This is a genomic window from Butyrivibrio proteoclasticus B316, assembly GCF_000145035.1.
Taxonomy (GTDB): Bacteria; Bacillota; Clostridia; order Lachnospirales; family Lachnospiraceae; genus Butyrivibrio; species Butyrivibrio proteoclasticus.
In genome coordinates, this window is the sequence record NC_014389.1 from 63422 (window position 1) to 89067 (window position 25646).

Below are 25646 nucleotides of genomic sequence, written 5' to 3' on the forward strand. Positions count from 1 at the left end.
TTCTTTCATAAAAGTGCTAAATTTATTGATGTTATCTGTCGATATTCATAACAGATAGCAATGCGGACAATGATTAACCAATAATTAACCCTCATGGAAGTGAGGTATCGATTAAACATCTTCTATATAAAGGGGTGTGGAAGGTGGAAATTTTAAATGATTAAAGCAAAAGCTGCGCTTTCCTTAACCGGATCGGGCAGCTTTTATTTTTTGTGTTTTGACGGCATATTATGTCATAATAGTGTTGCAAGGTGATTTATAAATAAATGTAGGTAATTGCGAAACTCGCCGTGCGCGTTCGCAATCTTGAATTTAAACAAGGAAGAATTCATGCAGAGCATGAATTCTTTGATGCAAAAATGTGAACTAGCAATTTTGGCGCACTTTAATAAGCATATGGCTTAATGAAGTTGGTAAGTCCTACGCGATTAGCGGTTTTACACTGCGGATATACTCATGATGTTTGATTTTGTCGGCTAGAACGACGGTGATGAGCTGAGTGATACCTGCAAGAATTAGATCAGCATGCAATGTTTTTTCATTTTGTGTGCGACGCCCTGCAAGACAGAGATTCTCTTTCATGTGATTGATATCTCTTTCAACGACGGTTCTGATTTTATAGGTGTTATCCCATTCTTCAGTACCGCGCAGTATCCCTGGATATGCACGTAGATTCTTTTCGGGATAGATATATATCATACGGCCGCAAGGAGAATTAGTGCAGGGATTTTTACATTGACACTCACGAAGAGATTTGCCAGTAGATTTATTGTAAACACGTTTGATTTTGGGACAGACAAATTTATATCTTACTAAACCATTGTTCCTTGAAGATTTGCCATCGGATTTCATTGGGAGTGAATCATCTTTAGGACAACATGGAATGCCATCTGAGTTGACCTTGCAATCGGGATATTTGATGCTTCCTCTATTGGCTAGAGGGATATACGCTTTTGAAAAATGCTTATCTGATCCGAAGGTATCCCCTGTAAGCAGCTGTTTATACAAAAGAGCTGAATCAAAAGCGGAATCACCCAGAAATGTTTTGGGATTGATAAGTGGGTGCATTGAAAAGAAGTCCTGTAGTGTGGGAATGAGAAGTTTTGCGTCATGAACGCATTTATCTTCATCAGGTGAATCAGACTTCTTTTCGACAACAATATCCGGGTGAGATGTAAAAAAGTCTTTGTTGTAGAAAGAAATGTGGCGAACAATTCCTAGGCCATTTGTTACAATGCCAAACTTGAAAACGTAGCAGAAATGGCCGTTGATATATAACTGTTTGATTTCAGGATTGGCAGAAGCATGAGAAGGCATTGCTCCATAGGCTGACTTATAGGGATCATAGGATTTATCAAAGCCCATTGCTTTGGCATATGCCTTAAGTTGTTTGATTATCTTGTTTGCATACTTAGGGTTATTTTCAGTAACAAAAGCTTCAATACCAGAGGAATCAAAAATGGTCATGTTAGCTTTGTCAGTGTTAATGGCCTGACAGATAGGTTCGGTAATATCAACGAGCTTGTCAAAAATCAGTTGTAAGTCATCCACAAAATTTTGCTTAAAGCGGGTTATTTTAGAGGCATCAGGAACTTTGGTAAAACCACAGAATTCACGAAGTGGCTTGGAGTATGAAAGAAACACCAGTAGAAGCTGATCTGTGGGGATGCTAAAAACGCGTTGGATGATTAAAGCCCAGAGCATGGCTTTTAATGGGTATTTACGGGATCTTCCCGTTGATGCATAGAAATGCTTTATAAAAGAGAGCGGAATAATTTCATCAAGGTCGATATTGGTTTCTAATAGAGACAGAAACGCGGGCTTGTCATTTTCAAATTTATCCTGACAGTCTGCATAGATATCAGCCAAAGAAAGCTGTTTATATGGTATCATATATATCAGAATAACTCCTTTCTTAGTGTTGGTCAGTGGTTTCTCGTCAATTCTATTGTACCATATCTAGTGAGGGGTTATTCATTTTATATGAAGCAAAAACGCCGTATTTATGCGGCTTTCGGCGTTTTGCAAACGCCTATTTATAAATAAATGTAGGTAATTGCGAAACTCGCCGTGCGCGTTCGCAATCTTGAATTTAAACAAGGAAGAATTCATGCAGAGCATGAATTCTTTGATGCAAAAATGTGAACTAGCAATTTTGGCGCACTTTAATAAGCATATGGCTTAATGAAGTTGGTAAGTCCTACGCGATTAGCGGTTTTACACTGCGGATATACTCATGATGTTTGATTTTGTCGGCTAGAACGACGGTGATGAGCTGAGTGATACCTGCAAGAATTAGATCAGCATGCAATGTTTTTTCATTTTGTGTGCGACGCCCTGCAAGACAGAGATTCTCTTTCATGTGATTGATATCTCTTTCAACGACGGTTCTGATTTTATAGGTGTTATCCCATTCTTCAGTACCGCGCAGTATCCCTGGATATGCACGTAGATTCTTTTCGGGATAGATATATATCATACGGCCGCAAGGAGAATTAGTGCAGGGATTTTTACATTGACACTCACGAAGAGATTTGCCAGTAGATTTATTGTAAACACGTTTGATTTTGGGACAGACAAATTTATATCTTACTAAACCATTGTTCCTTGAAGATTTGCCATCGGATTTCATTGGGAGTGAATCATCTTTAGGACAACATGGAATGCCATCTGAGTTGACCTTGCAATCGGGATATTTGATGCTTCCTCTATTGGCTAGAGGGATATACGCTTTTGAAAAATGCTTATCTGATCCGAAGGTATCCCCTGTAAGCAGCTGTTTATACAAAAGAGCTGAATCAAAAGCGGAATCACCCAGAAATGTTTTGGGATTGATAAGTGGGTGCATTGAAAAGAAGTCCTGTAGTGTGGGAATGAGAAGTTTTGCGTCATGAACGCATTTATCTTCATCAGGTGAATCAGACTTCTTTTCGACAACAATATCCGGGTGAGATGTAAAAAAGTCTTTGTTGTAGAAAGAAATGTGGCGAACAATTCCTAGGCCATTTGTTACAATGCCAAACTTGAAAACGTAGCAGAAATGGCCGTTGATATATAACTGTTTGATTTCAGGATTGGCAGAAGCATGAGAAGGCATTGCTCCATAGGCTGACTTATAGGGATCATAGGATTTATCAAAGCCCATTGCTTTGGCATATGCCTTAAGTTGTTTGATTATCTTGTTTGCATACTTAGGGTTATTTTCAGTAACAAAAGCTTCAATACCAGAGGAATCAAAAATGGTCATGTTAGCTTTGTCAGTGTTAATGGCCTGACAGATAGGTTCGGTAATATCAACGAGCTTGTCAAAAATCAGTTGTAAGTCATCCACAAAATTTTGCTTAAAGCGGGTTATTTTAGAGGCATCAGGAACTTTGGTAAAACCACAGAATTCACGAAGTGGCTTGGAGTATGAAAGAAACACCAGTAGAAGCTGATCTGTGGGGATGCTAAAAACGCGTTGGATGATTAAAGCCCAGAGCATGGCTTTTAATGGGTATTTACGGGATCTTCCCGTTGATGCATAGAAATGCTTTATAAAAGAGAGCGGAATAATTTCATCAAGGTCGATATTGGTTTCTAATAGAGACAGAAACGCGGGCTTGTCATTTTCAAATTTATCCTGACAGTCTGCATAGATATCAGCCAAAGAAAGCTGTTTATATGGTATCATATATATCAGAATAACTCCTTTCTTAGTGTTGGTCAGTGGTTTCTCGTCAATTCTATTGTACCATATCTAGTGAGGGGTTATTCATTTTATATGAAGCAAAAACGCCGTATTTATGCGGCTTTCGGCGTTTTGCAAACGCCTAATAAATAAATGATATTGGAGGGCAAAATGGGCAAGATGGATGTTGATAAAGATGTTCAGGAAGTTTTCCTTGAATATAAGGATAAGTATGAAAAGCTTCGCGAAGAATACGCCTCTAAATTAAGAGAGATACTTAAGGATAAGCGCCTTTCTGTTCCATATGGAGCTGTTAGGGAATCTGACGGTACCTGGGGAAATTTAAAGGTAGCTGTTCCTCCGGCATTTGCCACCGAAATAGAAAATCACAACGCAGAAGCATATGAAGCGTGCAAGAATATGTTCCTTGGAGTCGGCCTTGAATTTATTGGTGAGCCAATGTCCAATACGGATAATTATCTGGATCCTTTTAACATAACTCAGTTTACTTCACAGGAAGATCTTACCTCAGAGCAGAAGGAAAAGCACAGACAGTTTTTGCTTGCATTATCAGTCAAACCGAACTTGGAAATGGAAAAGGAGAATTAAATATTTACAAGAAAAACACCCCATGCCATTACGACATGAGGTGTTTATGTTTACTTCAAATTTGCTGTTATGCACTCTTGTTTTCCTGACGCTTCTGATCGTCCCAGTAGGCTCCAAGGTTTCTTATATCACCAAGGTTACCAAAAACGGGATCCGTACGGAATCTCTTCATCGGACGTTCAAGTTTGTTCTGAAGCTCTATAAGCTTATCCCAGTATCCAGGAAGATACGTATAGATATTCTTAAGTTCTTTTTGGTTTTTGTTGCAGCAACACCAGCAGGATACCCTGTCCAGGATCTTATAAAGATCAGGAACAGATAAATCCGAAGGATCTTCTGTCCAGTGAATGCCCTTGCTCCAACAAAACTCAAGCGCTTCCTGTTCAGTCATTCCCCACTCGGCAAGAGGAGCTCTTTTATACTCTTCAAGCCTTGTAAGTCTCTGGGGTTCGTCAACTGCTATTCCGATATACACTATCGCATTACGCTCTTTTGCATATCTGTCAAGCGCATCCAGTTTGTTTCTCGTTCCCCATCTGCAAAGGCCTCCACACCAGCCATAGCCATTGTGATCTCCCTTTTGCTTTGAGTGAACAGGTCTTTCTAGCATATCATACATAAAAGGCCTTTCCGGAGTAAGGACCGTAAGTGGCACCTCGTAATAATCCAGAAGCTCTTTTATCTGATCCCTGACGTGGTAGATGGCTCCAAATTCCATCCCGGTGTCGTAAAACACCACCTCGTCAAGAGGATAAACGCTGCTGCCTTCTGCTTTCTTTTCCAAAAGCTTTAAAAGCATAGCTACCGAGTCCTTTCCAAATGATACGCTCGCAATATGAAGTTTTTTTGTTTCCATAACACACCACTACACTACCTGTGAAGTGGAAATATTTTGGATTGCTATTCATGTTTCTGCCAGTTTCCGGACAGAATTTTGTAGCCACGATGATTTACTTTATGTACGCCCATCGCATTCTCCGGCGCACAACCTGGTCTACCAGGATCGTGTTACCTTTCTGCCGTCTCCGGCCATACTGAATAATTGTTTTCCATAAGTGTCCTCGCCATTTCCTGCCTACAGTTTTCACAAAGAGCAACTCCCCATACTGTATAATCATGGCCATAGCTCATGATCACAGCGGTTGTCTCCTTGCCACATGCATCGCATGTTGGACGATACTTGTCGTCTGTAGCCAAATTAGGCTTTCTGATTCTTACCATATCTTATCCCCTTTCAATAACAGACATTAGTCTCTTGTGTGGTTATGGATAATTTTAGTAAAAATAAAAAGCTACCTCAAAAAGAGATAGCTTTAAAAATCACTCTATGGATTTTAGTTTAACAAGTCGTGAGCAAGAAATCCCCCACCTCTAAGTGAAGCGTAGGTGGCGGGATGAATTGCGGATACACGGCGTATTTCTTTTTGCTTTTAGAACGCCTGTTTGGTCATACTGTTAGTATGAATAAGGCTATCAAATACAGAATATATCCCACAACTGAACAGGCTGTCATGTTCCTCAAGACCTTCGGCTGCTGCCGCAAGGTCTATAATCTTATGCTCTCTGATAAGATTGAGAGCTATAAGTCTACCGGCAAATTTGCAGTAGTAACACCTGCCAAGTACAAGAAAGATTATCCGTATCTCAAAGAAGTAGACAGCCTTGCTCTTGCCAATGTACAGCTTAATTTGCAGGACGCATTTGGTAGCTGCTTTAGCAAATCCCGTAAAACAAACAATGGCTTTCCAAAGTTCAAGTCTGCAAAGCGCAGCCGTAAGTCTTATACTACCAACTGCCAGTATCCGAAAACCTCAAACAAGCTAAAACAGCCTACGATCCGCCTTGATGACAAAAGCATTATTCTTCCCAAAGTTGGCGTTGTCAAAGCGGTCATCCACCGCAAACCTTTGGATGGCTGGATGCTCAAATCCGCTACTGTTTCCATGGACGGTGATGGAAAATTCTATGTTTCCTGTCTGTTTGAGTATGAAGGGCTTATTACCCTTAATAGTTCAACTGATAAAGTCTTAGGTCTTGACTATAAATCAGATGGCCTTTACATGGACTCTGATGGCAACGTTGGCTCTAACCACAAATACTATCGTGAGAGCCATGTTAAACTCGCCAAGGCACAGCGTAAGTTAAAACATAAGACCATTGGGAGCAATAACTACCGCAAACAGCAGCTTAGGATAAACCGCATCCATAAGCATATAGTCAATCAGCGTCTTGAAAATCTCCACATACTTTCTACGAAGATAGCCAATTCGTATGATGTTGTGTGTGTGGAGTCCCTTGGCATACGCTCAATGTCCAATAAAGGCTTTGGTAACGGCAAGGCTACCATGGATAACGGCTATGGCATGTTTCTTAAGATGCTTGAATATAAACTCACTGACAGGGGTAAACGTTACATCAAAGTTGATAAATGGTTTCCGTCAACGCAGCTTTGCAGCTGTTGCGGCAGCCGTAAAAAGCTTGCTCTTAATGAGCGTATCTACAAATGCAGTTGTGGTCTTACTATAAATAGAGACCTTAATGCTGCCATCAACATCAGAAATGAAGGTTTGCGCATCCTGCAAAGTGCGTGAACATCATATATGGTAGGCTAGGAACTAGCCGAACCCAAAGCCTGCGGACACCGTGTAAGACGCATCGTTACATTTCCTTGTAACCTGTGCAGTGGTGGTTGAAACAGGAAGCTCCGACTTCTACAAGTCGGAGTAGTTCACTCTTCCATCATTTCAGCAGCAGCTCTTAATGCTTCGGGACCATATCCTTCAAGGCCATCAGCATAATCATCGCTGTTTTCTAGCCTATCTGCTTCTTCGATTACTTCATCCTTTGTCAGTCCAAGTTTGTCGATCTGTCTAAGTAATTCTTCCATACCTGACACCCCCTTACTTACTACTTTTCTACTAATACAATAATGCGGGGAGCCTTTTGCTGTCAACCGTTAGTTCAATCTTAACTACAATATATTGATATTTTTATATCTTACACCCAATTTACGGCATAAAAAGAACCGGCCCCAACAGGTAACCGGTTCACTACATTATTCAATTATCTCTGCTGTCTTATATCAGCTCTTCTTAAGATCAGGCCTGTAAGCGGATAATCCAGGTATTGGCTTTAATAGTCTTTTTCATAGTGAGCCTCCTTAAAACAGGATTCTGGCATAGGCCATTCCGGTTCCGCTACCAGGCAGATCCAGAGAGATCATTCCATTTATCTCGGAAAGAAGCTCTTTTGTAGGAGCGGCTTCAGCTATTTTCTTAAACAGATTTTTAGCATCTTCTGTCTGCTTTGCTTTTGTATCAACCTTTTTAAGATATTCAATACTTGTTTTAAGGCTCTCTTCTAATTCACCCATCTCGACTTCGGTCTTCCATTTGATATATGTACCGTCGTCATAGTGGCTGCACTCATCAAGAGTATGCTGCAGATATTCCTCAGCTCTTGGCTCGCCCATTTTTACTTTGTGTCTGGCGCTTGGGATGAACAGTTCGTCATAAACATGTCTGTTTCTCTTCATGTAACTGTAAGAGTATCTGGCCTCGGCAGCAGCCTTTTCCCTGATCTTGTCAGGATTGTTCAAAAGTCTCTCTTTCTCAGCGATAGCTCCTTCGGGATCAGTGATATCTGCTATTCCCATGGTAGCAGTACGTTTTTGCTGCTGCTTGATGTTGTAGGTATACGTGATGCCTTTTTCAAAGCCAAGCTTTTTCATTTCACGCTTGTACTTTTCCCATCTTTTCTTTTCCATTTTGTTCTCCATTATATTTTGACATATCTTTTGCCCTGACAGCTACCTGATATCTATCATTATAGCAGATAAGTGTATTTGGTATATCAACTTCTGTCTCATTTAAAGTTCCAAGTCCGGCTTCTTCGGCGGCATTCTTAAAAAGATTAAGAATAGTCTCTAAAGGCTCTTTGAACTTTTCCAGGCCTTCTTCTGTAAAATAGAATATCCAGGGCTCTGATGGGCGGGGACAGAATAAAAATTCTTCAAACTGTCTCTGTGCCCATTCAAGATCTTCCTGGTCTGAAAACTCCATCTCGCACTCTTCTAAGATATCCATTGCATGGAATATGCCGACATCACCAAATTCAAAGCGCTTAACTTTCATGCTATCTCCTTAATCAGCAAACTCATATTCTGACTTAGTCCATTCCTCAAACATCTTAAATGCTTCTTTTACGCTATTTGAGATATGTCCCTTCTTGTCAGTAAGAGCTCCTGATGAAAACAGGATTTTTCCATCCTCGTCAGTAATAAGATCAACATTCATTGATGCATTTCCGTCAGCCCTGTCTTCATCGTAGTACCTGAAGCATCCGCACATAGCTCCTGCATATTGCTGGTTAAATGACCAGTCATCGTTATGAGCAGGGAATCTTATATAAGACTTTCCAAGGCAGTCCTTCTTTACCTGTGCAAGGAACTGTCCGATGTTCTCGTACTGTAATGAGAAGCCAGGCCTATTATTGTCGTTATAATAATGGAATCCTTTTATAGTAATCATATTATTCTCCTCTGTTATCAATTGGTATTATTTTCTGGATCATACTTTAAAAGATAATCTCTTATTTCGTCTGTATAGATCCTGTCTTCCTGGTCATCCTGATACCATACGCAGATTTCTGTCTGCTCAGCACCATCCTTGATTTCAATAATGACGTCGTTGCAGCCGTCTCCTGCGTACTCAGGCATAGCATCGGGTTCAATAGAATCTTCTACTATGATTTCGTCAAATTCAAAGCCACAGTAATCAGGCTCACCTTCTTCACGCTCAAACCCAGCATCGTAATTCTTGATCCATACTTCATGGCCAAGCTTGTTAGCGAGGTTTAAAGCTCTGACAAGAAGCTCCTCTCCTTTTTCAAGGGATACGTATTCTGTCATGCCGTTACCTCCTCTAAATCGATCTTGTACTTAAGTCTGTCTGTGATAGCTGATACCAGTGAATATTCATAGGTCTTAATAGCTTCAGCCTCAGATTTTTTAGACTGTCTGCTGCACTCAACAAGCACTTCTGTAAGGCTTGGTGTTGCAGCGCCATAAGAAGTGGAAGTCATCTCGCTACCATCCAGTGTAAACTTATACACCGGGCGGATATCTGCGTAGTAACCTCTCTTTGAGTCGTAGCAAAGGCTTGCCCTGATGTAATTAGGGTCACCCTTTACATAGTCTCTTTCCTTGGCTGCCTGCATGCCCGTTATATGATAATAGTCTTCTCTGATTGTTTTTCTCATATTATTCTCCGTTTTTTAAAACTGCTCTCTCCTATACAGAGGCAGTTATTTAAGCCCTGTATAGGTTGGCCAGTCTATTAAATTACCACTCATAAGTTGGGAGCTCATCCACGGGATCGACATCGCGGTCAAACACGATCCAGTTGCAGTTATTTGCCTTTGCAAGTCCAATGCACTTTTTAAGGTCCTCAGGGATGTCCCAGCCTCTTTTATCAAGGAGCTCGATATTAGGATATATAAAATATCCGTATTCGCTTTTTTCATAGACATTCACTTCGTAAATTGACTGCTCGGAAAGCTTCGACTCCGTCTCCTTAGTAATATGAGCCGTTGAAAGACTCAGCATCTTGTTTATTTCCATCATTATCTCCTTCAGGCTATATCGGCCCAGTTACGTTCGTTATCATAGAATTTCCTGATCATGTCGGGCAGCTCGTAAATGGAACAGAAGTGATTGCATCCTCCGGCAAAATCCCTTAAGGAGCTTGCGCTTCTATACAATACGCCACTGCAAAAACGTCCTGAACCAAAATCAACAATCTCGCCGTATCTTGGGATGCTGTACGCAATATATACGTACTTGCCATCTTTCTCTACAAATCCTGAAAGATCGTAGTGATTTGGAGTAATACGGATCACATTGATACCATCTTTTGAAAGCTCTCTTTTGAGCATATTCCTGAATGCGATAACAAATGATGATGCCTCTTTTGACATATAGCAGCCATCATCCTGGATAGATCTGCCATGCCAGTTTTTCATAAAACTTTTCATTTTATTCTCCTTTCTTTATCAGACATTAACTAATTTCATAGTCATAATGGTATTTACAGGAGAAAATAAAACGCAGCATGTATATTCTGCATAAAAAATAAGCTGCTATCTAAAGATAACAGCTTACGCTCATGCTAGGATATTTAGTGTTCAAACAGGTCGTCCAGCATACCGGATACGCCTCTTTCATCAAGAAGAGATCTTCCTGGCTCATACTTTTCCTTAAGTCTCATGTACTCTCCGTATTCCATATGTTCTTTAAGTCCTGCAACAGTCTTTTCGATATCTCCTTTGTTTTCTATAAAGAGTTCTACTGCTGCTTGGGTATTCTCATTTATGATATAATCCGCATTTTCTTCTATAGCATCTTCAACTGTCATTTCGAGCTTCTCAACAAGAACCTGGATGTCTCTAAGGTCTTTAGCCCTTGTGAAATCCATGTTGCTCTCGAGCTCTACAAGTGATGTATCAAGAGCGATCAGCTTCATTCTAAGAAGATCCCTCTCATCAAGAACATTGATCTTTATCTTATCAAGCTCGTACGCAGGTTCAAAATGGAGCTTGCCTGTTGAATACTCGAGATCTTCAAGAGTAGTCCCACGAAGTAAAAGGTCATTATTAAGCCAGTCGTCTGCAATTCCGCCTTTGCCCTCTTCTGTTTTATATTCTTCCATCTGTCCCATCTGCTGGGCAACTTCTACTGAAAGCCGTTTGACTTCCATGGAAAGAGCAGGGCCTGCAAAATCAATATCTGTATATTCAGATGGGAGTCTGTCCTCGTGAACCATAAGAGCAAACCCGCCTACAACATTTAATGTGATAGGGGCGCAATTATGCTCTACCATCTTCTTATCAAGTTCCTTAAGGGCGTGGAACAGGGGATCATTTTTATGTGATTCAAAATCTATCATGCCATTTAACTCCTTTTCAAAAGAAAAGCCGGCTTAAAGTATAAGCCGGCTTATGTTAGGTACTTTGACAGCTGGGCTTTAGCAATCCCAAGATGCGCTTTTGGCAGTTCGTTTTGATGCTTTTCTATAAACAGGCATGTAGAGCGTTTATCAATACTCATTGCCTTTTCTAAAAACACTTCAAATTCCATCTCAGTCTCTGCCTTTAGAAGCCTTCCGGCGATACTCTGGAAATTTGCTATATTGGTAAACCAGCTGTTTACTAGATCATCTGATTGTTTCTTTTTATAGTGTCCCATATATAATGCCTTTCCCATGACATGAACAAGTTCCAATCTAATGATAAGATAAATCAGCGTTTAATACAACATAGGCGTATCAAGAGCTGTCTTTATTGGTTTCTGATCTGTCATTTCATGATGTTCTTTTAGATAATGGAAAATACAAAATAAAATAAAAATTGCAGCAGGATTCCTGCTGCAATCTCATATTTTATTGTATCAGTTGTTTTCTTTTGCCATTTCTTTTGCACAGCTTAGGCAGTAACAGCCTTCACAACCATCGACCTTGTAAAGAAAACTCATCCAGGAAACATTCCATTTACCCATATCTGAGCATCTTTTACATGACCCCTGGCCATGCCCTTCGCATTGTTTATATGATATTCTTTCCATTATTTGGTCCTCCTATCATGCCGAGCATGCCTGTTTAGGGTAAAGCGTACTTAAAAGCGTCGCATTTAATCTGTTTGCTATATTGGCCGCCTTCATGCTGTCAAGCTCAATCAGTATAGACTTTCGCTTTTTATTAAGACACGCCTCACCCAGTGCTCCAGATCCTGCAAACTGATCTAGGACCAGTTCATTTTCTTTAGTAAGGTAATCCAGGAGCTGCTCAAAAAGCGGCACTGGCTTTTCGGACTGAGCAATCTGGTCTTTTCTTGGGACCGCCTGTACATCAAACATAGTTGGCAGCATCCCATTTGCTCCTGACATGAATCTTGTAGGATTTCCATTAGGATCAAGCCCTCTTTGCTTATCTGGGCGCAGCGCTCTTGCTTTCCCTTTTGAAAAGATCATTATATCCTCGGTATTTTTAGCTTTTCTTCCTGTGTTTGATACGAATGTGCCCTTCTTCCAGGGAACGCAGGCGTAATATTCAAACCCTGCCCTTTTGGCCATCTGCTTGAGTTCATACAGATACTCATAATTTGTAGCAGATTCAGCAGGTATTATCTCAACGAGGAAGGAACCATCTTTAAGGACTCTGGCTTTTTCGTCAAAGTCTTTCTGGGTATATTTAAAGCAGCTATAGTTGGCAAAGTTTTTATTGCCGCCTGATGTAGCTTTAGTGTCTTCCCATGGGTGATCCGTAATTATACAGTCCGCAGCGCCATTGTTTATGATGGAGAGGTCTCTTCCGTCACCTTCAATGACAAGGCACTCTTCATCCATAGTCATATAGATACCACGTCCAACCTTCTTAAATGCTTTTCCGAGATTTTCGTAGATACGGGCACGTACAGAGTCGCTGCTAGTATCAGGAACTGCCTTATAAGCCTGGTTAAGCGTAAAAGTCTGATGCCTGAAAGCCTTTAAAAGTCTGTCTTTTACTGACATATTATTATCCTCCTATTAACTTACATTAAATGTTTAACATTCGGATAATGGTTTGTTTAAGCCAAAATAATGTCAGCTAAATACTTTTGAGGCAAGATCCGCCTTTTGTTCTATAGTCATCCTTGATGCATTTCTTGCTACCCATGCTTTTGCCCTTAAATATTCACTATCAAAATCCCCTTTTATGTCAAGACCAAGGAGATAATCCGTGGTTGTTCCAAGAGCTTTTGCAAGGTTAAGAAGGACAGTCCCCTTTGGCTCTCTGTCGCCTGTAATATACCTTGACAATGACACTTCGGTAATCCCTGCATCCTTTGCAAGTTCTCTTTGCGTTTTACCAATTAGTTCCAACTGCAACCTTATCCTTATCCCAGTCTCTCTGGCTCTGATATTCATACCTTATTTTTACTCCTTCGATATTCTGATACTCACCTTAGTATATAGATTTGCTTTATAAAATCAAGAGTATTTTTAAATGATTAAACGTTTGGTTAATAATTTCCAAATATGTTTCCATTTGTTATATATAATGTCAGAGAAATCGCTCTGAACATAAAAAATCCTCATGCTAATTTAGCATGAGGATTATAAAAATCAATTATCAACTGCAGAAATGCTTATATCGACTTTTTCATCTTCTCTGATAACGCAGCTCATCACATCTCTTGCATATCCAAGCATTGCATCAAGCACATATGCAAGGCTCTGGAATGTAGTATCAGAAATAGTAGCATCCAGGTATGATATCTTGGCCTCTTTGTTTAAAAGGGTGATCATAAGTCTGTCTGTAAATCCTGGGGCAAGTCTTATAGAAAATACAAGGCTATATCCTTCCATCTGACTAGATGAAAGATCAAGGCACTTAAAACCTTCTTTATTTGCATATAATTTCCAGTTATCAGATATCTGTCTTGCAAACTTTTCTGTCTCAGCAAATCTATATTTCTTCATGGTTTATTATTCTCCTTATTCTTCAAAAGCAAGTCTGTGAAGAGTTGCTCTTACTTCTTTATAATCAGCTTCATCCTTGCAATTTTCATTATACCATTCAAATGTATCCTTAAGTGAATCATTTGAATGTTTTGCTTCGCTAAGGATGCGGCCAACTGTCCATACAACACGTTCTTTCTTTGGAAATCCTTCAATCCCATCTTCATCTAAAAAGAAGTTGTAAGCTCTTGTTCTGGCTTCTTCAACATCTTCCTCGGATGGTTTTGGGATAAATAAGAGCCTATCTTTTTTAATGAACTCGAATTGTTCATTATATTCTCTAAGGAAATCCTCTGCAGACATGTCTTTGACCTTCTTATCCATTTTACTCTCCTATTATTTTATATATTCTTCGTAGTTCTTTTCTCTGAATGCGCAGTATTCATCATGATAGTTCATATCAGTAAGGAGCTGTTCGATCTTCGCCCTATGCTTGCTAGCTTTGTGGAGTCTTGCAAGCTCTGATATGGCATACTCATTTAGGCTATAGTGTAAAATACCGGAAAGCTCATATCCTTTCTTTACGTCTTTCAAGGCAGTCTCAAAATCTCTATAGACCATAGCTTCTCTTCTGATCTTATCCCAATTTATATGCTTCATTATCTCGTCGCCATAGTAAGTCTTTTTGATGATATCTGCTATATCGTTAATAGTCTCATTAAGCTGGAACTTTACGTCATTACAGATACAACTTATATCTGCGATAAGATACTCATAATAGTTATCGTCTGTAGGTCCCTGTGCTTTTCCTTCCCATTCCGGATAATACTTATTCCAGATGGTTTCAATCAGGTACTTTACCGTTACGACAACGCTCTGATCCTGGATAATTGCTTTTTCGTAGCTTTTGATTTTGGTTTCAAGCTCTTCGATCTGTTTTTCAAGCCTTTCTTTATCCTGCTTTGCATTTTTCATTGCTTTCTCTGCGTCCTTGATGTTCTGGCGCAGGTATATTTCGCGCTGAGTCATATATTTCTCCTTTCTTTAACTGACATTTTGTAATATGAATAAATAATGGTTAACGTCAGACAAAATAAAAACGCCGCTGCAAATGCAACGACGCCTTAGTTTATAATTATTTAGTTTTTATTGTACCAACTAAAATCCCTGTTCTTATCAACTTTATGTAAAGGTAATAAGTAATTGTCTTTCTTTATGCATGATAAAGTTTCTTCGCTACAAGGAACGAAAGGTATTTTGTCTGATACAGCGTGCCTATTCTTTATAGCCTTTACGCAATCGGCTAGTTTAACATAAGAATAATCGCTACCATCAGGATAATACGGACTTACATCCAGCAGTAAAACCCATAACGCTATTCTATCTCCTTCTAACAATTTGCCGACAATAGCATTATATTCCTTTGCAGCTTTCATATATGTATGACAGCAAAAACCTTTATTTAATATCAAATCTAAGCTCTTGCGTATCTCATCCGGATAATAAAACATGGATTCTTTTATCATATTCTGTCCTCATATTCAAATTTGCAAAAGCGATATATCTGTTTTAGCTTTAAACATCATTTCTTTTCCTGCAAAACAGCAAAGTCATATCCGTTTTCAATAAACAGAATTGTCTTTTCATGATTGATAGCATTCCCAAGATGCTGATATATAGTTCTCATTTCGTCCTCTGAAAAGCCTGTGTCAAGAAAAGCATTAACACCATTTCGCATGAACTCACGGAATTTTCTATTTCTCCACTCTTGGCTATAGGGCTGGCCTTTGCTTGCAGGCCTTGAAAACCATTCAAGAACTTTACATTCAATATCTCTTGGCGTTTTGCAGTCACCTAAAAGGAAATACTGATTGCTTCTTTTTTCTGCTATAAACTCATTATTTTCGTTTATAAAGCTGTTTGGAAAGCAGTCTACCAATGCTTGTTTAGCTTCTTGTAGATCGTTCATGATAATCTCCTTTACTCTTTAGGAAGGTCCTGATACTCAATTTCAAAAGACGATTGTTTATAGCGCTCGATAAGATTATACATCATCGTCCATTCTCCTTCATATAGGTACCAATTTCTTTTAGGTAGCAGCATTCCCTGGGATTTTCCTCGTCATCACAGACTTTATATTTATCCCAGTCACGGGGACAATCTGATTCAAATTGAGGGCAATTATCCATAAATGGGCACCAATCTCCGTAATATGGTAAGCTATCTACTAAAATCTTCATTTTAAACCTCCATTCTTACTCTGACATTAATTTTAACATCGAGATTATGTTATATTCCAGCCAAAATAAAAGCAGCGCCTCCAAATGGAAGCGCCGCCTGTGCTACTTAGAACCCCATGTAAGCAAAGCCGTTTACAGATTTAGCAAAAGCTTTTGCTCTCTCTCCGTCCTGCTCAAAATATCTTACATCTGTTCTATTGTTTTCATCTTTAAAACATACCATCCACTTCATGATTGTTTCCTCCTGTCTTTTAATCAAGTTTCCTTCTTAAGAAGGATATAAGGTGTCTTAGCATCGTCGTAAGCAAGCTCTAATACTTCAGGGATTGCTTCTTCAAGGCTCATATAAGTATCTCTTAAGTACTCTTTTTTATTGATCTGTCCGCCATCTGCTTCATCATCCAGGCAGTCAAGATCAAACTGGGCGTAATAGATATAGTCTACATCCCCTTTCTCTCTATCTTCCCTTGAAAGATTTGTTCCGCCTTCGCCTTCTGAGATCTGAATTAACTGACCTGCAGATGGAACGAAGATGGTTACCATTGGAAGCTCCTGCCAAGCCGGCGCGCAATTTTCCTTATTCTCTATTCCTTCATCAGCAAGATAGTGATCAAACTCAATTTCCGTTACATCAAACTGTTTTACGAATGTAAGAGTGTCTGGCTTTTGCGGCCACTCGATCTCATTTATCATTTCAATGATCCATTCACAGAACTCGTTTACATCTTCATGGAAATCTCCCTGAGTTTCCTCGATGTGCCCATTCTCGTCAACGATAGTAACGTTATAAGCTGCGTGCTTTTTATCAAGCTTTCCCTTAAGCCACTCGAGCTTTTCTTTAGGAAACATCATTTTAGTTTTCTTAGCCATTTTGTTATCCTCCTTGTATCTGACATTAAATAACTTATGGTTAGATAATGTTAAATACTGGCCAAAATAAAACGTAAGTGGCGTCCGGCTTAATTTTATCTTTAATATGTCAGGTTCTGGGCAAAATAAAAAGAGCCCTGGATATCCAGAGCTCATAATAAACAATAACATCATGAATTTGATGCGTCTGCAGCAGCTTCCTCTTCAGGAGTATCCACTATGGATGCCTGCAGGTAATTGTCGTAATCAGTTTTTGTCATTGCCTCGAGTTAACTTGTAAATATATAACTGCCATCTTCCTGATAATAGGCCATAGCTTTGTATTTTCCAGCTCCATCAAAGTTTTAATCATAAGAATCAATAAATACAGCTTTCTGCATACAAAAAGCGCCCGCGGCATTAAGATACCTGGGCGCCTACATATTGGTTGTACATAATCCACTCATCATGCTGTGAACACGATAAAGAGTGCGATTGCGATAAAAGACAGAACCTTTCTCATCTCTTACTCTCTCCTTTCATACTGACATTAAATTTAACAGCTATATAATGTACAATACTAGAAAAAATAAGTAAACCTCATATCTGCAGCCATTAAGGTTGATTAGTGTGTTGTATCATCATGCGAATGAATATTTTCTTTGTGGCTAAGATCATATCCCTTGATAGTGCTTATTACATCATCTGCATATCCGGCGATCTTATCCATACTAGATGCTTTAAGCTCCTTAAGAGGCATGTGCTTGCCATCTATAAAACATGTTATCTTAGGAACATCTGATTCAAAACTCACATTAAATGAGCAGGTATGGTCATTAAACTGAATTTCGGGTTTAATAATGAGCCTGTTAATATCCCTCTTACTCTGTGATGCATTTAAGTATTTTGGCAAACGGTCGATGAAACTGTTCTGTCTTTTTACAGTCTGGAGAGATACGTCTTCGATTCCAGCTGTCTTTGCAAGATTTGCAAGCTTGTTCTTTTCCATCAGGATCAGGTACTTTGCACAGTTCTGCACCTGCTTTGCGAACTCCGGGCATCTTTCTTTAAGTCTGTCTATGTCAATCTTATGAGGCTTTTGCTGCTGATCGTATTCTTTTATATTGATGTGATCTGTAGATATAAATGTTGTAAACCATGGTCTCCCGTCATCCAGGGTTCTTACAAGCTTAAGTTCCTTATTTCCCGTACTGGGATTCTGGGTTGCAAATGCTTTTACATTAGGATCCACGTCCCTCATGATAAAAAGGAGCTTATCAAAGCTTGATGATGACTTTGCCAGGTTCTCAAATGCTTCCACAAACTCTTCTCTGCTGTACGTATATTTAAGTTCAGCATGCTTTTCATGTACATCCGGATAAGCTGTCTTTAAATAGAATCCCTGAAGCGAATATTTTGGATCCCTTTTATCACAATCTGCGTCAAGGACAAAGGTGACAGTCTTGGCCATTTTCTCCTGGATAGTTCCATCGTTTTGTATTTCGAAAGATCTTCCGACATCAGTATTAAGATTCACGCTGGCTACAAAACGCTTACCGTCAGCCTCAATCTGAAGGTGATCTGTCTTCATGTTAACATCACACAGGTCCCTGTTTTTAACCCAGTCCTTGATCTGGGCAGAGACCTTGATCATTGCTTCTGAGACATACTGGTACATCTCATCTTCTGATGAAAATCCGCCGTCACCCTTAACTATTCCCGATAATATACGATCAACATTTAACGGGTGCTTCTCATTAAGATAATGGATGTCAGTATGGCCAAGATTCATTCCAAACTGAGTCTGAAGGGTATTTTTAGCGTCTTTTCCAAGATCTATAATAGACTGATCGAACATCTTTTCGTGGCTCTCAGTGTTAAATTCCCAAATATACATAAAATATCTCCTTAATATTTTGTGCAGAAAAATATGCTGCTGGTAGTATGTGGTATATTATTCATATCGAAATGAAAGTTACATATCGAAAGGAAATAAATACAAATGCTTAATACAGCTCTTAAATACAACCCAAACAAAACATATACTGCAGTACCTAACTTCCTTCTTGGGGAGGTACTTGATGCAGTAAAGAAAATAGATCCAACCTGCGACACAATCGCAGAAGCTTCTGAGGATTATCCAGAAGATCTTCCTGATTACGCCATCGTAAATAACATCCCGATCTATGCAGACATCACTGCAGTAGGTGCACATGTATATCCAAGCGATGTACAGGCACTCATGAATGAGATCCAGGCTAAAGGCTCCGATATTTAATCGGGGCTTTATTTATATTATGAGCAAAAGTAAAAATAAAAATGCCGGATCAGGAATATTCCCAATCTGGCATTTATAATTTAGCTTTAGAAAGCAAGACTGCTCATCTGACGTCTTTTATCAAACCATTCGTCTTCAGCTTTCTTAAGAAGGTCCATGTGTCTTGTCTGGTATATTGCGAATGGAATGTCTCCTGCGCATCTAGGATCTTCTTCATACAGCTTTTCAAGTTCCCTTTCCTGGTTGATTACTGTGATATTCCCTGCGTACCATGAATTTGTAGCAAGTTCATCTATATCACTTATCATCAGGTACTTTTCTGAACGCCCCATATCCTCGTGAAGTTTTAATTCATCAAGGAGTCTCTGAGCTTCTTGGAGCTTTTTAACAGGATATGAATAGAATCTCTCAACTGAAGGCACGCCTTTATTTGGGCAGAGGAAGTTCTCAACTGCCAGATAGCGGACATTTGCATCCGGGATTACCTTTACATCGATGTAGGTATGGAATTCAAACTGTCCTCCGGCATATTCTACTACTATTTCCTGGTCCTCAGGGTCATAGCAGAATGTATTTTCATACCAGCCTTCCTTAAGTCCTGTGCTTCCATCAACATATTCCTGAAGCCTTTTGTTAAGACAGATCTTCATCTTGTCTTCGATACGCTGTTTGAGCTCATCTACTGATGGAACAGGGCTTGAATTTGCATCCTTTACTTCCTTGTCGAATTTAAGCAGTCTTGAATGGATATAACTGGCGATTACTTTGTTTGCATCTACGATATCATAGCTTCCATTTTCTGTAAGATAGCTGCTACTTTCTGTTGAATCATGCCAGTCCATTCCGCCATAAGTTGTGATCTTGATAATTTTCATTTTACTCTCCTTCTATTTATCTGACATTTGTTTAGATAAATAGGTTATGGCGCGCGTAAATAAAAATAACGGAGCAGTTTCCTGCTCCGTTATATGCTTAATTCTATTATTTAGTTGCAAGCGCCAGCTGTCTTTCAAGCTCAGCAATTCTAGCGTCCTTTTCACTTATTTCCGCATCCTTTTCACTTATTTCCGCATTCTTTTCGCTTACAGCCTCTTGAACAGCCTTGTCGACAGCAGCTTTTACTTCAGCCTCTATTTCAGGCTTCATAAATTCTCTTAATGATTCATACATTTTACTGTCCTCTGTATTCAGTTATCTGAACATATTCATTATTTCTTCCTTGTTCGGTCTAGTATCTTCTTCGATATACTTCTCCTGAGTGTAATCGCCAGCGCCTCCGTTATCAAACTGCTCAAGAAATTTTAATGTTCCTGTTACGCCCAATGCGTTTTTCAAAGCATTTATTCCTGTTGTTTGGATCTGACTATCTGGCAATACATTTATTCTTTCAGCAATCATGATATTACCTCCATTAACCACTCTGTAGGATTCTTAACCTTGATTTTCGCTGGAATCCTGTTAGCATTATTCATAAATTTCTTATCCGTTGTTAAGAATACATCCGCTTTTGCCGCTTCAGCGCAGGCAAGATGAATGCTGTCTTTTGTTCTAATATTGCTATTGTCTCTTATTTCTATAGCTCTATCAACAATGTTTTCTGTAACTTTTATTTCGGACGAACAAAGACTGTACATTAAAGCAAGTTTTTCTCGTTTCATATAACTAGGAGTGTCGCTTATTTCTTTTCTTAGCATTTCACTCCCAATGATTTCTATGCGTTTTGCTTCGGCCAGTTCAAGAATAAGCATAACTGAGTTTCTTTCAAGGTATATTATTGGGTAGCTTCGATCATCTAAAATTCTGTTGAAGCAACAGTTATCCAAATATATTTTCATGGTTTTATTCCTCGTTATTTTGACCTTGCAGTTTTATTATATCATTCCCAGCTTGTTTCTTCTAGTTACCTGCTAAGATAGATATCAATTCCTTTGAACTGATAATGCTTATCTTTTCTTTCCTTTTCCATATCATCAAGGATAGAGGCTACAAAATCATGAAGGCCTGATGTTTCGTAGTCAAAGTCCAGAGTTTCTGCTGCCTTTGGGGTAATAAATCCCATAGCACTGCTTTCGTGTTCTCTTGCAGAAAGCTCAATAGGATAAACCTGAGTCGAACCATTGCTGTAGATACCTGATACAAGTCCATAGAGAAGCTGCAGATCTTCTTTATCAAGACCATCCTCTCCTGGTTTTTCAATAAGTGCTATTCCATATGTGATCATATTGTTTTCCTTTCTTTTAGCTAACATTAGTTTCATGGAACTATTATGGATTTTGGCAATAAAAATAACGGAGCAGCTTGTGCTCCGTTATATATTCTCTTTTTATACACTCCAAGGGTCGTCAGGTTTTGGTTCATCTGTTCCACGTTCACCCTCTGTATTAGCCCAGATTAGAATCAAATCATCAGATAATCTTCTTACTTCGACATACATGGGGTACTCCTCGGCATCAACATCATTAAATGCTTCGCAGTCAAAACTTACAGCAGTGCTAAGAGCTCTTATGCACAGGTGTTTTCTATGAGCTTATTTATCTCGTTCTCAATCTTATCCGACAGACATACTTCCCAGTCATCAAGATTTTCACACAGAGGAACTCTGGTTCCCTTTGGAACATAAATATCATATTCGCCATCTGATATAGTGTAGATAAATTCATCCCTAAGAAGCTGCTCAAAAGTTAAATACTCTGGTACACGAGTGCTCTCATTCGCTGTTGCTCTCATGCCATTAAGGTACGATTTGGGGAGGCCTATGCTGATTATATTGCAATCTACATCGATATAGATCTTGTTGTTGCAAGGAACCTTTCCAAAATTTTCTTCGCCTATAGCTTCTCTCAATTCTTCTAATGTCGTCATGCAACCTCCTTTGCTCTCTTAACGAGAGTCTGATATGTAGGCAGTCCTGCATAACAAAGAATAAAGTCGATAGCATAGCGTTTACCAGCTGGGAAACAGTTTGTTTTTTCTGAAATATCAATGTTGTTATGGCTTATATCATCCATTTTTGTAATGTGATATAATCTCCCTGCGCCAGGGTAGGTTTTAGCTACATATCTCTCCTTGTCAATCGTTATTGAAACAGAATCACGATCGTCATCAATCTGAATCCGTCCTATTTTTAAGCTATAATCTTTTCTCATCACTTATTTCCTTTCATTATCAATCATTAAATATACTTGTTATCAGTATGGAAAATACAAAAAAAAATAACGGAGCAGCTTGTGCTCCGTTATATAAATCATCAGTACTGACACTCAAGTGTTGTATCGAGAAGGCTTCCGTTTTCTTCATCCCATGTCTCAATGACTGTAAAAGGATGGGAATCTCTCACTTCTATAGCCTTCTGGACAGCTTCATTTCTGTCATAAGTTGGAAATATTACATCACTGTTGGTAACATCTCCGTCTTCATCGCGGTCCTCAATACAGACCTTATAAAGATCTCTCATATATTCCTCCTGGTTATCAATAGATTGCAACCATACTGCCATCAGCAGCTTCTTTTTCAAGCTTCTTCCACTGCTTTTCAGCCTTATCTTCATCCTCGTAGTAATCGATAACGGATACTTTCAGATCCTTCATCTCTTTTGGCACGTAGATTGCCTGAAGCTCTGCATCACTATTGATAATCACTTTAATTTTCTTATTTGCCATGTTATTCTCCTATACTTATTCTTTAAATTAGGCTTTATTAGCTATTGTAGATCTCTTCATTATGCTTGATTCCAAGCTTATCCATTAAATCTACCAGGGCATCGTGATATCCCTCATAGTACCCTTTTCCATAGGCATCACTTGTAATAGATTCAATATTGTTTTCTTCGTTATCTGCAATTAAATTCTTTACAGTCCATTCTGTCATGTTGTATGGAGTAAAGTTCTCAACAAGATCATCATCTGCGATATGCTGATCCAGCTCTTCATCAGAATAAGTAAACAGAACTATAACAGCATTTACTGCGCTAGTATAAACTGATTCATCCTCATTAAATTCATCATCTACCCAGCATACGAGTTCTCCAAATATGTTGTTTTTCTCACCTACTTTTGCCTTGAATGTGACATAGATACCATCATCTAAAAGGACAATATTCTTCTTTCTGCTGTTATTTTTAGCTTCATCGAAGGAATCAACTACAAATCCGCCAAATCCCTCTTTTTTAAGCATTTCCATAAGTCTGTTTTTCATTTCGCTCATATTATTCTCCGTTCTTTTTCTATGCTATCCATGCTTCCGGTGGAAGGTAATTTGCATACCTGTCAAATTCCTCGTCATTTCGGATTCCAAGGATAGGATTATGCTCGATCTTTTCATAAAGCTCTTCAATATGTTTTACTGTCTGGATATGTCCCGTGTTTTCATCACGAAGTATATCCAGGGCAGCTTTTAAGTTATCATATCTGTTCTGCAGTCCGATAAAGCTCATGGCAATGTTAAATGACAGGCCTGCGTATAATACAATATTTTCCTTGGTCATTCTCAAAAGCTTCTTTCCGGCTTCTTCCTCTGCAATATCCTTAAATTCGATTCCAAAATAATCCTGTTCGAAGCTATCCCAGCCAAGATAATCATCGTCAGCTTTTATAGCTACAAAGAAATTATTAAAGATAGCCTCGAAGTCTTCATCAAGCCAGTGTTCGTTTAGATCTTCAAGCATCTTGTCGCACTCTGCACAAAGGTTTGTAAACTCCATCCTGAACTCAGAAGCTTCATCCTCATTGCCGTCAAGGGCATTTACAAGGCTGTCTTCATCACCGTCCACATACCATCTGACATTCTCGCACTCTTCCTGAATCTCATATAAAGTATTCTTTATATGATCAAGATTCATATGCTTTGCAATAGGCTTTTTATAGCGCATATTTCTGGCTTTTAGCCTTTTTGTTTCTTCAAAGTCTGTTATATTCATAATTTATTTATTCTCCTTGTATCTGGGCGATTATATCTCAATTACAAAGCCGTCATGACAGAAGCCATACTCATCTGACAAGTAGTTCTCTACGCTGTCAAGCAGTGACTGGTACTGCCAGGTTCCTGGTTTAGCATTCTTATAGTCAGGATCCTCTGCAATTTCTGCAGGAAGGTCTACTTCGCTGGGGAGGTCTATTCCTGCCTCGATATCTTCATCATCTACTTCCCACTTGATATTAACTGCTTTCATGTTATTCTCCTTTCTTTATCAAACATTAAATGATATTCATGGTTAGTATGGATTTTGATAAATTAAATAAATATTAAGTACTGATTACATCTAATAGAACTGTTATTTTGTAATCTTTTGCAAGCAAAAAAGGAGCAGAATATTCTGCTCCTTCTATTTAAAAATTGATATTCAGTTTTATCTTCCGCAAGGGAATCTTTTGATGTAATCATTGATATTAGTCAGATCATCAGGATCAAATGTATTTCCGTACTGAGCATGATATAAAGCTTCTTTAACAACGTTAGCCATCTCATCTTCGGATGGCATTTCGTTTTCGGCTTTGCATATATCAATATGTTCCTGGATTTCTTTTAATACCTTTGCATCTTCAAAATTATCATGCCCATCGAACTTATAGCGTTTCTTAAAAGCTGCGACATGCTCTTCTATAGTGATAATTACTTCGGGCTCTTCAACTGCAGCTTCATGAAGGCTAGAAAAATGTTCCTTTTCATATCCAATATCTTCAAGTTCTTCCGAAGTGATCCCCATGCCTCTTATAAGGTCATGTGTCATCTGCTCACTATGTTCTATAGCCCATTCAATTGCTGCAATGCATAAGTCTATAGCTCTGTCATTCGTTATCTGTTCTCCTATGGTCTTGATCGCCATTTTTAAATCCTCCAATTTGTATTAGTCTATTTCGTTGTTCTGATAATCATTTTCATTAAGCGTTCATATCAGCCCTCCAAGTCTTTATATGAGATTTCCATGGCAAATGGATAATCGTGTATGTTGGCGGCCTCGAATTTTACACCTATGTTTTTCTGAGGGTCCATGCCGACCTCGCGATCATACTTGCGAGCAAATCTATTAGCCTGCTCTTGTGTCGTAATTCTAGTGTCGTTCACAATTACCACTTCTTCATACATCTGAATCATTCTTACAGCGAATTTTCCCATTTCTTATTCTCCTTTCTTTAACTGTCATTTGGTTATTGTATTTATAAAATATGGGAAACATTGAATATAATAAAAAGCCCTGCCAGCACAATACGCTGACAGAGCTATTTGTTCAATAAAAATTAGATATCTTCTGGTTTATAGGTATATGTTACACTGCCGTTAACTTCATTATCTGCAGTGATAACAGCGTTTCTGAACCAAAGCTTGTCACAGACTTTTCCAAACCACTTTGTTATCTCATGAGGATCTTCATGAGCACGCAGAACCCCAAAAATAGATACAGTATAGGCAGCCATGCAGGATTTATCGGGATTTTCCACACAGATTTCTGTAGTGTTCCTTCAGAGCCTAGAGGCAAAAATCTCTCCGGACGCTCACTTGCTTCATTCCAAA

The 25646-nt window shown here is 39.0% G+C and carries 42 protein-coding genes and 2 pseudogenes; 3 read left to right on the forward strand and 41 right to left on the reverse strand.

Annotation, left to right across the window (positions count from 1 at the left end):
• Positions 1 to 515: 515 nt before the first annotated feature.
• A pseudogene (locus BPR_RS16790) lies at positions 516 to 1893 on the reverse strand (transposase).
• Between the two features lie 402 nt (positions 1894 to 2295).
• Positions 2296 to 3673, reverse strand: a pseudogene (locus tag BPR_RS16795) (transposase).
• Between the two features lie 168 nt (positions 3674 to 3841).
• Here BPR_RS16795 and BPR_RS16800 point away from each other — a divergent pair.
• Complete coding sequence (locus BPR_RS16800) at positions 3842 to 4279, forward strand: hypothetical protein (RefSeq protein ID WP_013282686.1); 438 nt, start codon at positions 3842 to 3844, stop codon at positions 4277 to 4279.
• 67 nt (positions 4280 to 4346) lie between these two features.
• Here the strand turns inward: BPR_RS16800 and BPR_RS16805 are convergent, their stop codons facing one another.
• Positions 4347 to 5135 (reverse strand): phosphoadenosine phosphosulfate reductase domain-containing protein, encoded by a 789-nt coding sequence (locus BPR_RS16805; protein ID WP_052301849.1) that lies wholly within the window; start codon positions 5133 to 5135, stop codon positions 4347 to 4349.
• A gap of 152 nt (positions 5136 to 5287) precedes the next feature.
• On the reverse strand, positions 5288 to 5500 hold the full coding sequence (locus BPR_RS16810; protein ID WP_013282688.1) for a hypothetical protein: 213 nt from the start codon (positions 5498 to 5500) through the stop codon (positions 5288 to 5290).
• Positions 5501 to 5739: 239 nt separating this feature from the next.
• Here BPR_RS16810 and BPR_RS16815 point away from each other — a divergent pair, with 239 nt between their 5' ends.
• On the forward strand, positions 5740 to 6870 hold the full coding sequence (locus BPR_RS16815; protein ID WP_042258628.1) for an RNA-guided endonuclease InsQ/TnpB family protein: 1131 nt from the start codon (positions 5740 to 5742) through the stop codon (positions 6868 to 6870).
• Positions 6871 to 7007: 137 nt separating this feature from the next.
• Here the strand turns inward: BPR_RS16815 and BPR_RS20835 are convergent, their stop codons facing one another.
• The 22 genes from BPR_RS20835 to BPR_RS16910 all read right to left on the reverse strand — a co-directional run bounded on the left by BPR_RS20835 (position 7008) and on the right by BPR_RS16910 (position 18758).
• Positions 7008 to 7166, reverse strand: coding sequence for a hypothetical protein (locus tag BPR_RS20835; RefSeq protein WP_013282690.1), 159 nt, complete (start codon positions 7164 to 7166; stop codon positions 7008 to 7010).
• A gap of 273 nt (positions 7167 to 7439) precedes the next feature.
• On the reverse strand, positions 7440 to 8045 hold the full coding sequence (locus BPR_RS16820) for a hypothetical protein (protein WP_042258498.1): 606 nt from the start codon (positions 8043 to 8045) through the stop codon (positions 7440 to 7442).
• Complete coding sequence (locus BPR_RS16825; protein WP_013282692.1) at positions 8011 to 8412, reverse strand: hypothetical protein; 402 nt, start codon at positions 8410 to 8412, stop codon at positions 8011 to 8013. The genes BPR_RS16820 and BPR_RS16825 overlap by 35 nt, the downstream gene beginning before the upstream one ends.
• Positions 8413 to 8421: 9 nt before the next feature.
• Positions 8422 to 8808, reverse strand: a complete 387-nt coding sequence (locus tag BPR_RS16830; RefSeq protein ID WP_013282693.1) for a hypothetical protein — start codon at positions 8806 to 8808, stop codon at positions 8422 to 8424.
• Between the two features lie 17 nt (positions 8809 to 8825).
• On the reverse strand, positions 8826 to 9188 hold the full coding sequence (locus BPR_RS16835; protein ID WP_013282694.1) for a hypothetical protein: 363 nt from the start codon (positions 9186 to 9188) through the stop codon (positions 8826 to 8828).
• Positions 9185 to 9538 (reverse strand): hypothetical protein, encoded by a 354-nt coding sequence (locus BPR_RS16840; RefSeq protein WP_013282695.1) that lies wholly within the window; start codon positions 9536 to 9538, stop codon positions 9185 to 9187. Before BPR_RS16840 ends, BPR_RS16835 begins: the two co-directional genes overlap by 4 nt.
• Positions 9539 to 9620: 82 nt before the next feature.
• Entirely contained in the window at positions 9621 to 9902 is a 282-nt protein-coding gene (locus tag BPR_RS16845) for a DUF5983 family protein (protein WP_143754380.1), read from the reverse strand.
• An 8-nt stretch (positions 9903 to 9910) separates the two neighbouring features.
• Positions 9911 to 10312: a hypothetical protein gene (locus tag BPR_RS16850; RefSeq protein WP_013282697.1), complete on the reverse strand. Its 402-nt coding sequence runs from the start codon at positions 10310 to 10312 to the stop codon at positions 9911 to 9913.
• A gap of 143 nt (positions 10313 to 10455) precedes the next feature.
• Entirely contained in the window at positions 10456 to 11223 is a 768-nt protein-coding gene (locus tag BPR_RS16855) for a hypothetical protein (RefSeq protein ID WP_013282698.1), read from the reverse strand.
• Between the two features lie 50 nt (positions 11224 to 11273).
• Positions 11274 to 11540: a hypothetical protein gene (locus BPR_RS16860; RefSeq protein WP_013282699.1), complete on the reverse strand. Its 267-nt coding sequence runs from the start codon at positions 11538 to 11540 to the stop codon at positions 11274 to 11276.
• 183 nt (positions 11541 to 11723) lie between these two features.
• Positions 11724 to 11897, reverse strand: coding sequence for a hypothetical protein (locus BPR_RS20840; protein ID WP_013282700.1), 174 nt, complete (start codon positions 11895 to 11897; stop codon positions 11724 to 11726).
• A gap of 15 nt (positions 11898 to 11912) precedes the next feature.
• Complete coding sequence (locus BPR_RS16865; protein WP_013282701.1) at positions 11913 to 12842, reverse strand: DNA-methyltransferase; 930 nt, start codon at positions 12840 to 12842, stop codon at positions 11913 to 11915.
• A gap of 72 nt (positions 12843 to 12914) precedes the next feature.
• Complete coding sequence (locus tag BPR_RS16870) at positions 12915 to 13238, reverse strand: helix-turn-helix domain-containing protein (RefSeq protein ID WP_013282702.1); 324 nt, start codon at positions 13236 to 13238, stop codon at positions 12915 to 12917.
• A gap of 198 nt (positions 13239 to 13436) precedes the next feature.
• Positions 13437 to 13793, reverse strand: a complete 357-nt coding sequence (locus BPR_RS16875; RefSeq protein WP_013282703.1) for a hypothetical protein — start codon at positions 13791 to 13793, stop codon at positions 13437 to 13439.
• 15 nt (positions 13794 to 13808) lie between these two features.
• Positions 13809 to 14156 carry a hypothetical protein gene (locus BPR_RS16880; RefSeq protein WP_013282704.1) on the reverse strand — a complete coding sequence of 116 codons (348 nt, stop codon included), beginning with the start codon at positions 14154 to 14156 and terminating at the stop codon, positions 13809 to 13811.
• Positions 14157 to 14168: 12 nt separating this feature from the next.
• The gene (locus BPR_RS16885) at positions 14169 to 14801 is read right to left on the reverse strand and encodes a hypothetical protein (RefSeq protein ID WP_013282705.1); all 633 of its coding nucleotides are present in this window, start codon (positions 14799 to 14801) and stop codon (positions 14169 to 14171) included.
• A 110-nt stretch (positions 14802 to 14911) separates the two neighbouring features.
• A complete protein-coding gene (locus BPR_RS16890; RefSeq protein WP_013282706.1) occupies positions 14912 to 15298 on the reverse strand; it encodes a hypothetical protein in 387 nt (128 codons plus the stop codon).
• A gap of 56 nt (positions 15299 to 15354) precedes the next feature.
• The gene (locus BPR_RS16895) at positions 15355 to 15741 is read right to left on the reverse strand and encodes a hypothetical protein (protein ID WP_013282707.1); all 387 of its coding nucleotides are present in this window, start codon (positions 15739 to 15741) and stop codon (positions 15355 to 15357) included.
• Positions 15742 to 15823: 82 nt separating this feature from the next.
• The gene (locus BPR_RS16900; protein ID WP_042258500.1) at positions 15824 to 16012 is read right to left on the reverse strand and encodes a hypothetical protein; all 189 of its coding nucleotides are present in this window, start codon (positions 16010 to 16012) and stop codon (positions 15824 to 15826) included.
• A 106-nt stretch (positions 16013 to 16118) separates the two neighbouring features.
• Positions 16119 to 16244, reverse strand: coding sequence for a hypothetical protein (locus BPR_RS21505; RefSeq protein ID WP_275450185.1), 126 nt, complete (start codon positions 16242 to 16244; stop codon positions 16119 to 16121).
• Positions 16245 to 16267: 23 nt separating this feature from the next.
• Positions 16268 to 16882 (reverse strand): hypothetical protein, encoded by a 615-nt coding sequence (locus BPR_RS16905; protein WP_013282708.1) that lies wholly within the window; start codon positions 16880 to 16882, stop codon positions 16268 to 16270.
• 604 nt (positions 16883 to 17486) lie between these two features.
• On the reverse strand, positions 17487 to 18758 hold the full coding sequence (locus BPR_RS16910; RefSeq protein WP_013282709.1) for a hypothetical protein: 1272 nt from the start codon (positions 18756 to 18758) through the stop codon (positions 17487 to 17489).
• A gap of 105 nt (positions 18759 to 18863) precedes the next feature.
• On the opposite strand from BPR_RS16910, the gene BPR_RS16915 reads away from it, so the two are divergent.
• Complete coding sequence (locus BPR_RS16915) at positions 18864 to 19139, forward strand: hypothetical protein (RefSeq protein WP_013282710.1); 276 nt, start codon at positions 18864 to 18866, stop codon at positions 19137 to 19139.
• 86 nt (positions 19140 to 19225) lie between these two features.
• Here BPR_RS16915 and BPR_RS16920 read toward each other — a convergent pair whose 3' ends face one another.
• From BPR_RS16920 to BPR_RS20470, 15 genes are all read right to left on the reverse strand, one after another.
• Positions 19226 to 20014 (reverse strand): hypothetical protein, encoded by a 789-nt coding sequence (locus BPR_RS16920; protein ID WP_013282711.1) that lies wholly within the window; start codon positions 20012 to 20014, stop codon positions 19226 to 19228.
• Between the two features lie 106 nt (positions 20015 to 20120).
• The gene (locus tag BPR_RS16925; protein ID WP_042258501.1) at positions 20121 to 20309 is read right to left on the reverse strand and encodes a hypothetical protein; all 189 of its coding nucleotides are present in this window, start codon (positions 20307 to 20309) and stop codon (positions 20121 to 20123) included.
• 21 nt (positions 20310 to 20330) lie between these two features.
• Entirely contained in the window at positions 20331 to 20537 is a 207-nt protein-coding gene (locus tag BPR_RS16930) for a hypothetical protein (protein WP_013282713.1), read from the reverse strand.
• Positions 20534 to 20974, reverse strand: a complete 441-nt coding sequence (locus BPR_RS16935) for a PIN domain-containing protein (RefSeq protein ID WP_013282714.1) — start codon at positions 20972 to 20974, stop codon at positions 20534 to 20536. Before BPR_RS16935 ends, BPR_RS16930 begins: the two co-directional genes overlap by 4 nt.
• A 65-nt stretch (positions 20975 to 21039) precedes the next feature.
• The gene (locus BPR_RS16940) at positions 21040 to 21387 is read right to left on the reverse strand and encodes a hypothetical protein (RefSeq protein WP_207636506.1); all 348 of its coding nucleotides are present in this window, start codon (positions 21385 to 21387) and stop codon (positions 21040 to 21042) included.
• Between the two features lie 254 nt (positions 21388 to 21641).
• Positions 21642 to 22001 (reverse strand): hypothetical protein, encoded by a 360-nt coding sequence (locus BPR_RS16945; RefSeq protein WP_013282716.1) that lies wholly within the window; start codon positions 21999 to 22001, stop codon positions 21642 to 21644.
• Entirely contained in the window at positions 21998 to 22285 is a 288-nt protein-coding gene (locus BPR_RS16950; RefSeq protein ID WP_013282717.1) for a hypothetical protein, read from the reverse strand. Before BPR_RS16950 ends, BPR_RS16945 begins: the two co-directional genes overlap by 4 nt.
• 101 nt (positions 22286 to 22386) lie before the next feature.
• Positions 22387 to 22593: a hypothetical protein gene (locus BPR_RS16955; RefSeq protein WP_013282718.1), complete on the reverse strand. Its 207-nt coding sequence runs from the start codon at positions 22591 to 22593 to the stop codon at positions 22387 to 22389.
• Positions 22594 to 22609: 16 nt separating this feature from the next.
• A complete protein-coding gene (locus BPR_RS16960) occupies positions 22610 to 22798 on the reverse strand; it encodes a hypothetical protein (RefSeq protein WP_013282719.1) in 189 nt (62 codons plus the stop codon).
• Between the two features lie 37 nt (positions 22799 to 22835).
• Positions 22836 to 23342, reverse strand: coding sequence for a hypothetical protein (locus BPR_RS16965; protein ID WP_013282720.1), 507 nt, complete (start codon positions 23340 to 23342; stop codon positions 22836 to 22838).
• 19 nt (positions 23343 to 23361) lie between these two features.
• The gene (locus tag BPR_RS16970) at positions 23362 to 24054 is read right to left on the reverse strand and encodes a hypothetical protein (protein WP_013282721.1); all 693 of its coding nucleotides are present in this window, start codon (positions 24052 to 24054) and stop codon (positions 23362 to 23364) included.
• A gap of 30 nt (positions 24055 to 24084) precedes the next feature.
• The gene (locus tag BPR_RS16975; protein WP_013282722.1) at positions 24085 to 24306 is read right to left on the reverse strand and encodes a hypothetical protein; all 222 of its coding nucleotides are present in this window, start codon (positions 24304 to 24306) and stop codon (positions 24085 to 24087) included.
• A gap of 177 nt (positions 24307 to 24483) precedes the next feature.
• Positions 24484 to 24960, reverse strand: a complete 477-nt coding sequence (locus BPR_RS16980) for a hypothetical protein (RefSeq protein ID WP_013282723.1) — start codon at positions 24958 to 24960, stop codon at positions 24484 to 24486.
• Positions 24961 to 25028: 68 nt separating this feature from the next.
• Positions 25029 to 25250, reverse strand: a complete 222-nt coding sequence (locus BPR_RS16985) for a hypothetical protein (RefSeq protein WP_013282724.1) — start codon at positions 25248 to 25250, stop codon at positions 25029 to 25031.
• A gap of 122 nt (positions 25251 to 25372) precedes the next feature.
• On the reverse strand, positions 25373 to 25573 hold the full coding sequence (locus BPR_RS20470; protein ID WP_013282725.1) for a hypothetical protein: 201 nt from the start codon (positions 25571 to 25573) through the stop codon (positions 25373 to 25375).
• Positions 25574 to 25646: the final 73 nt, after the last annotated feature.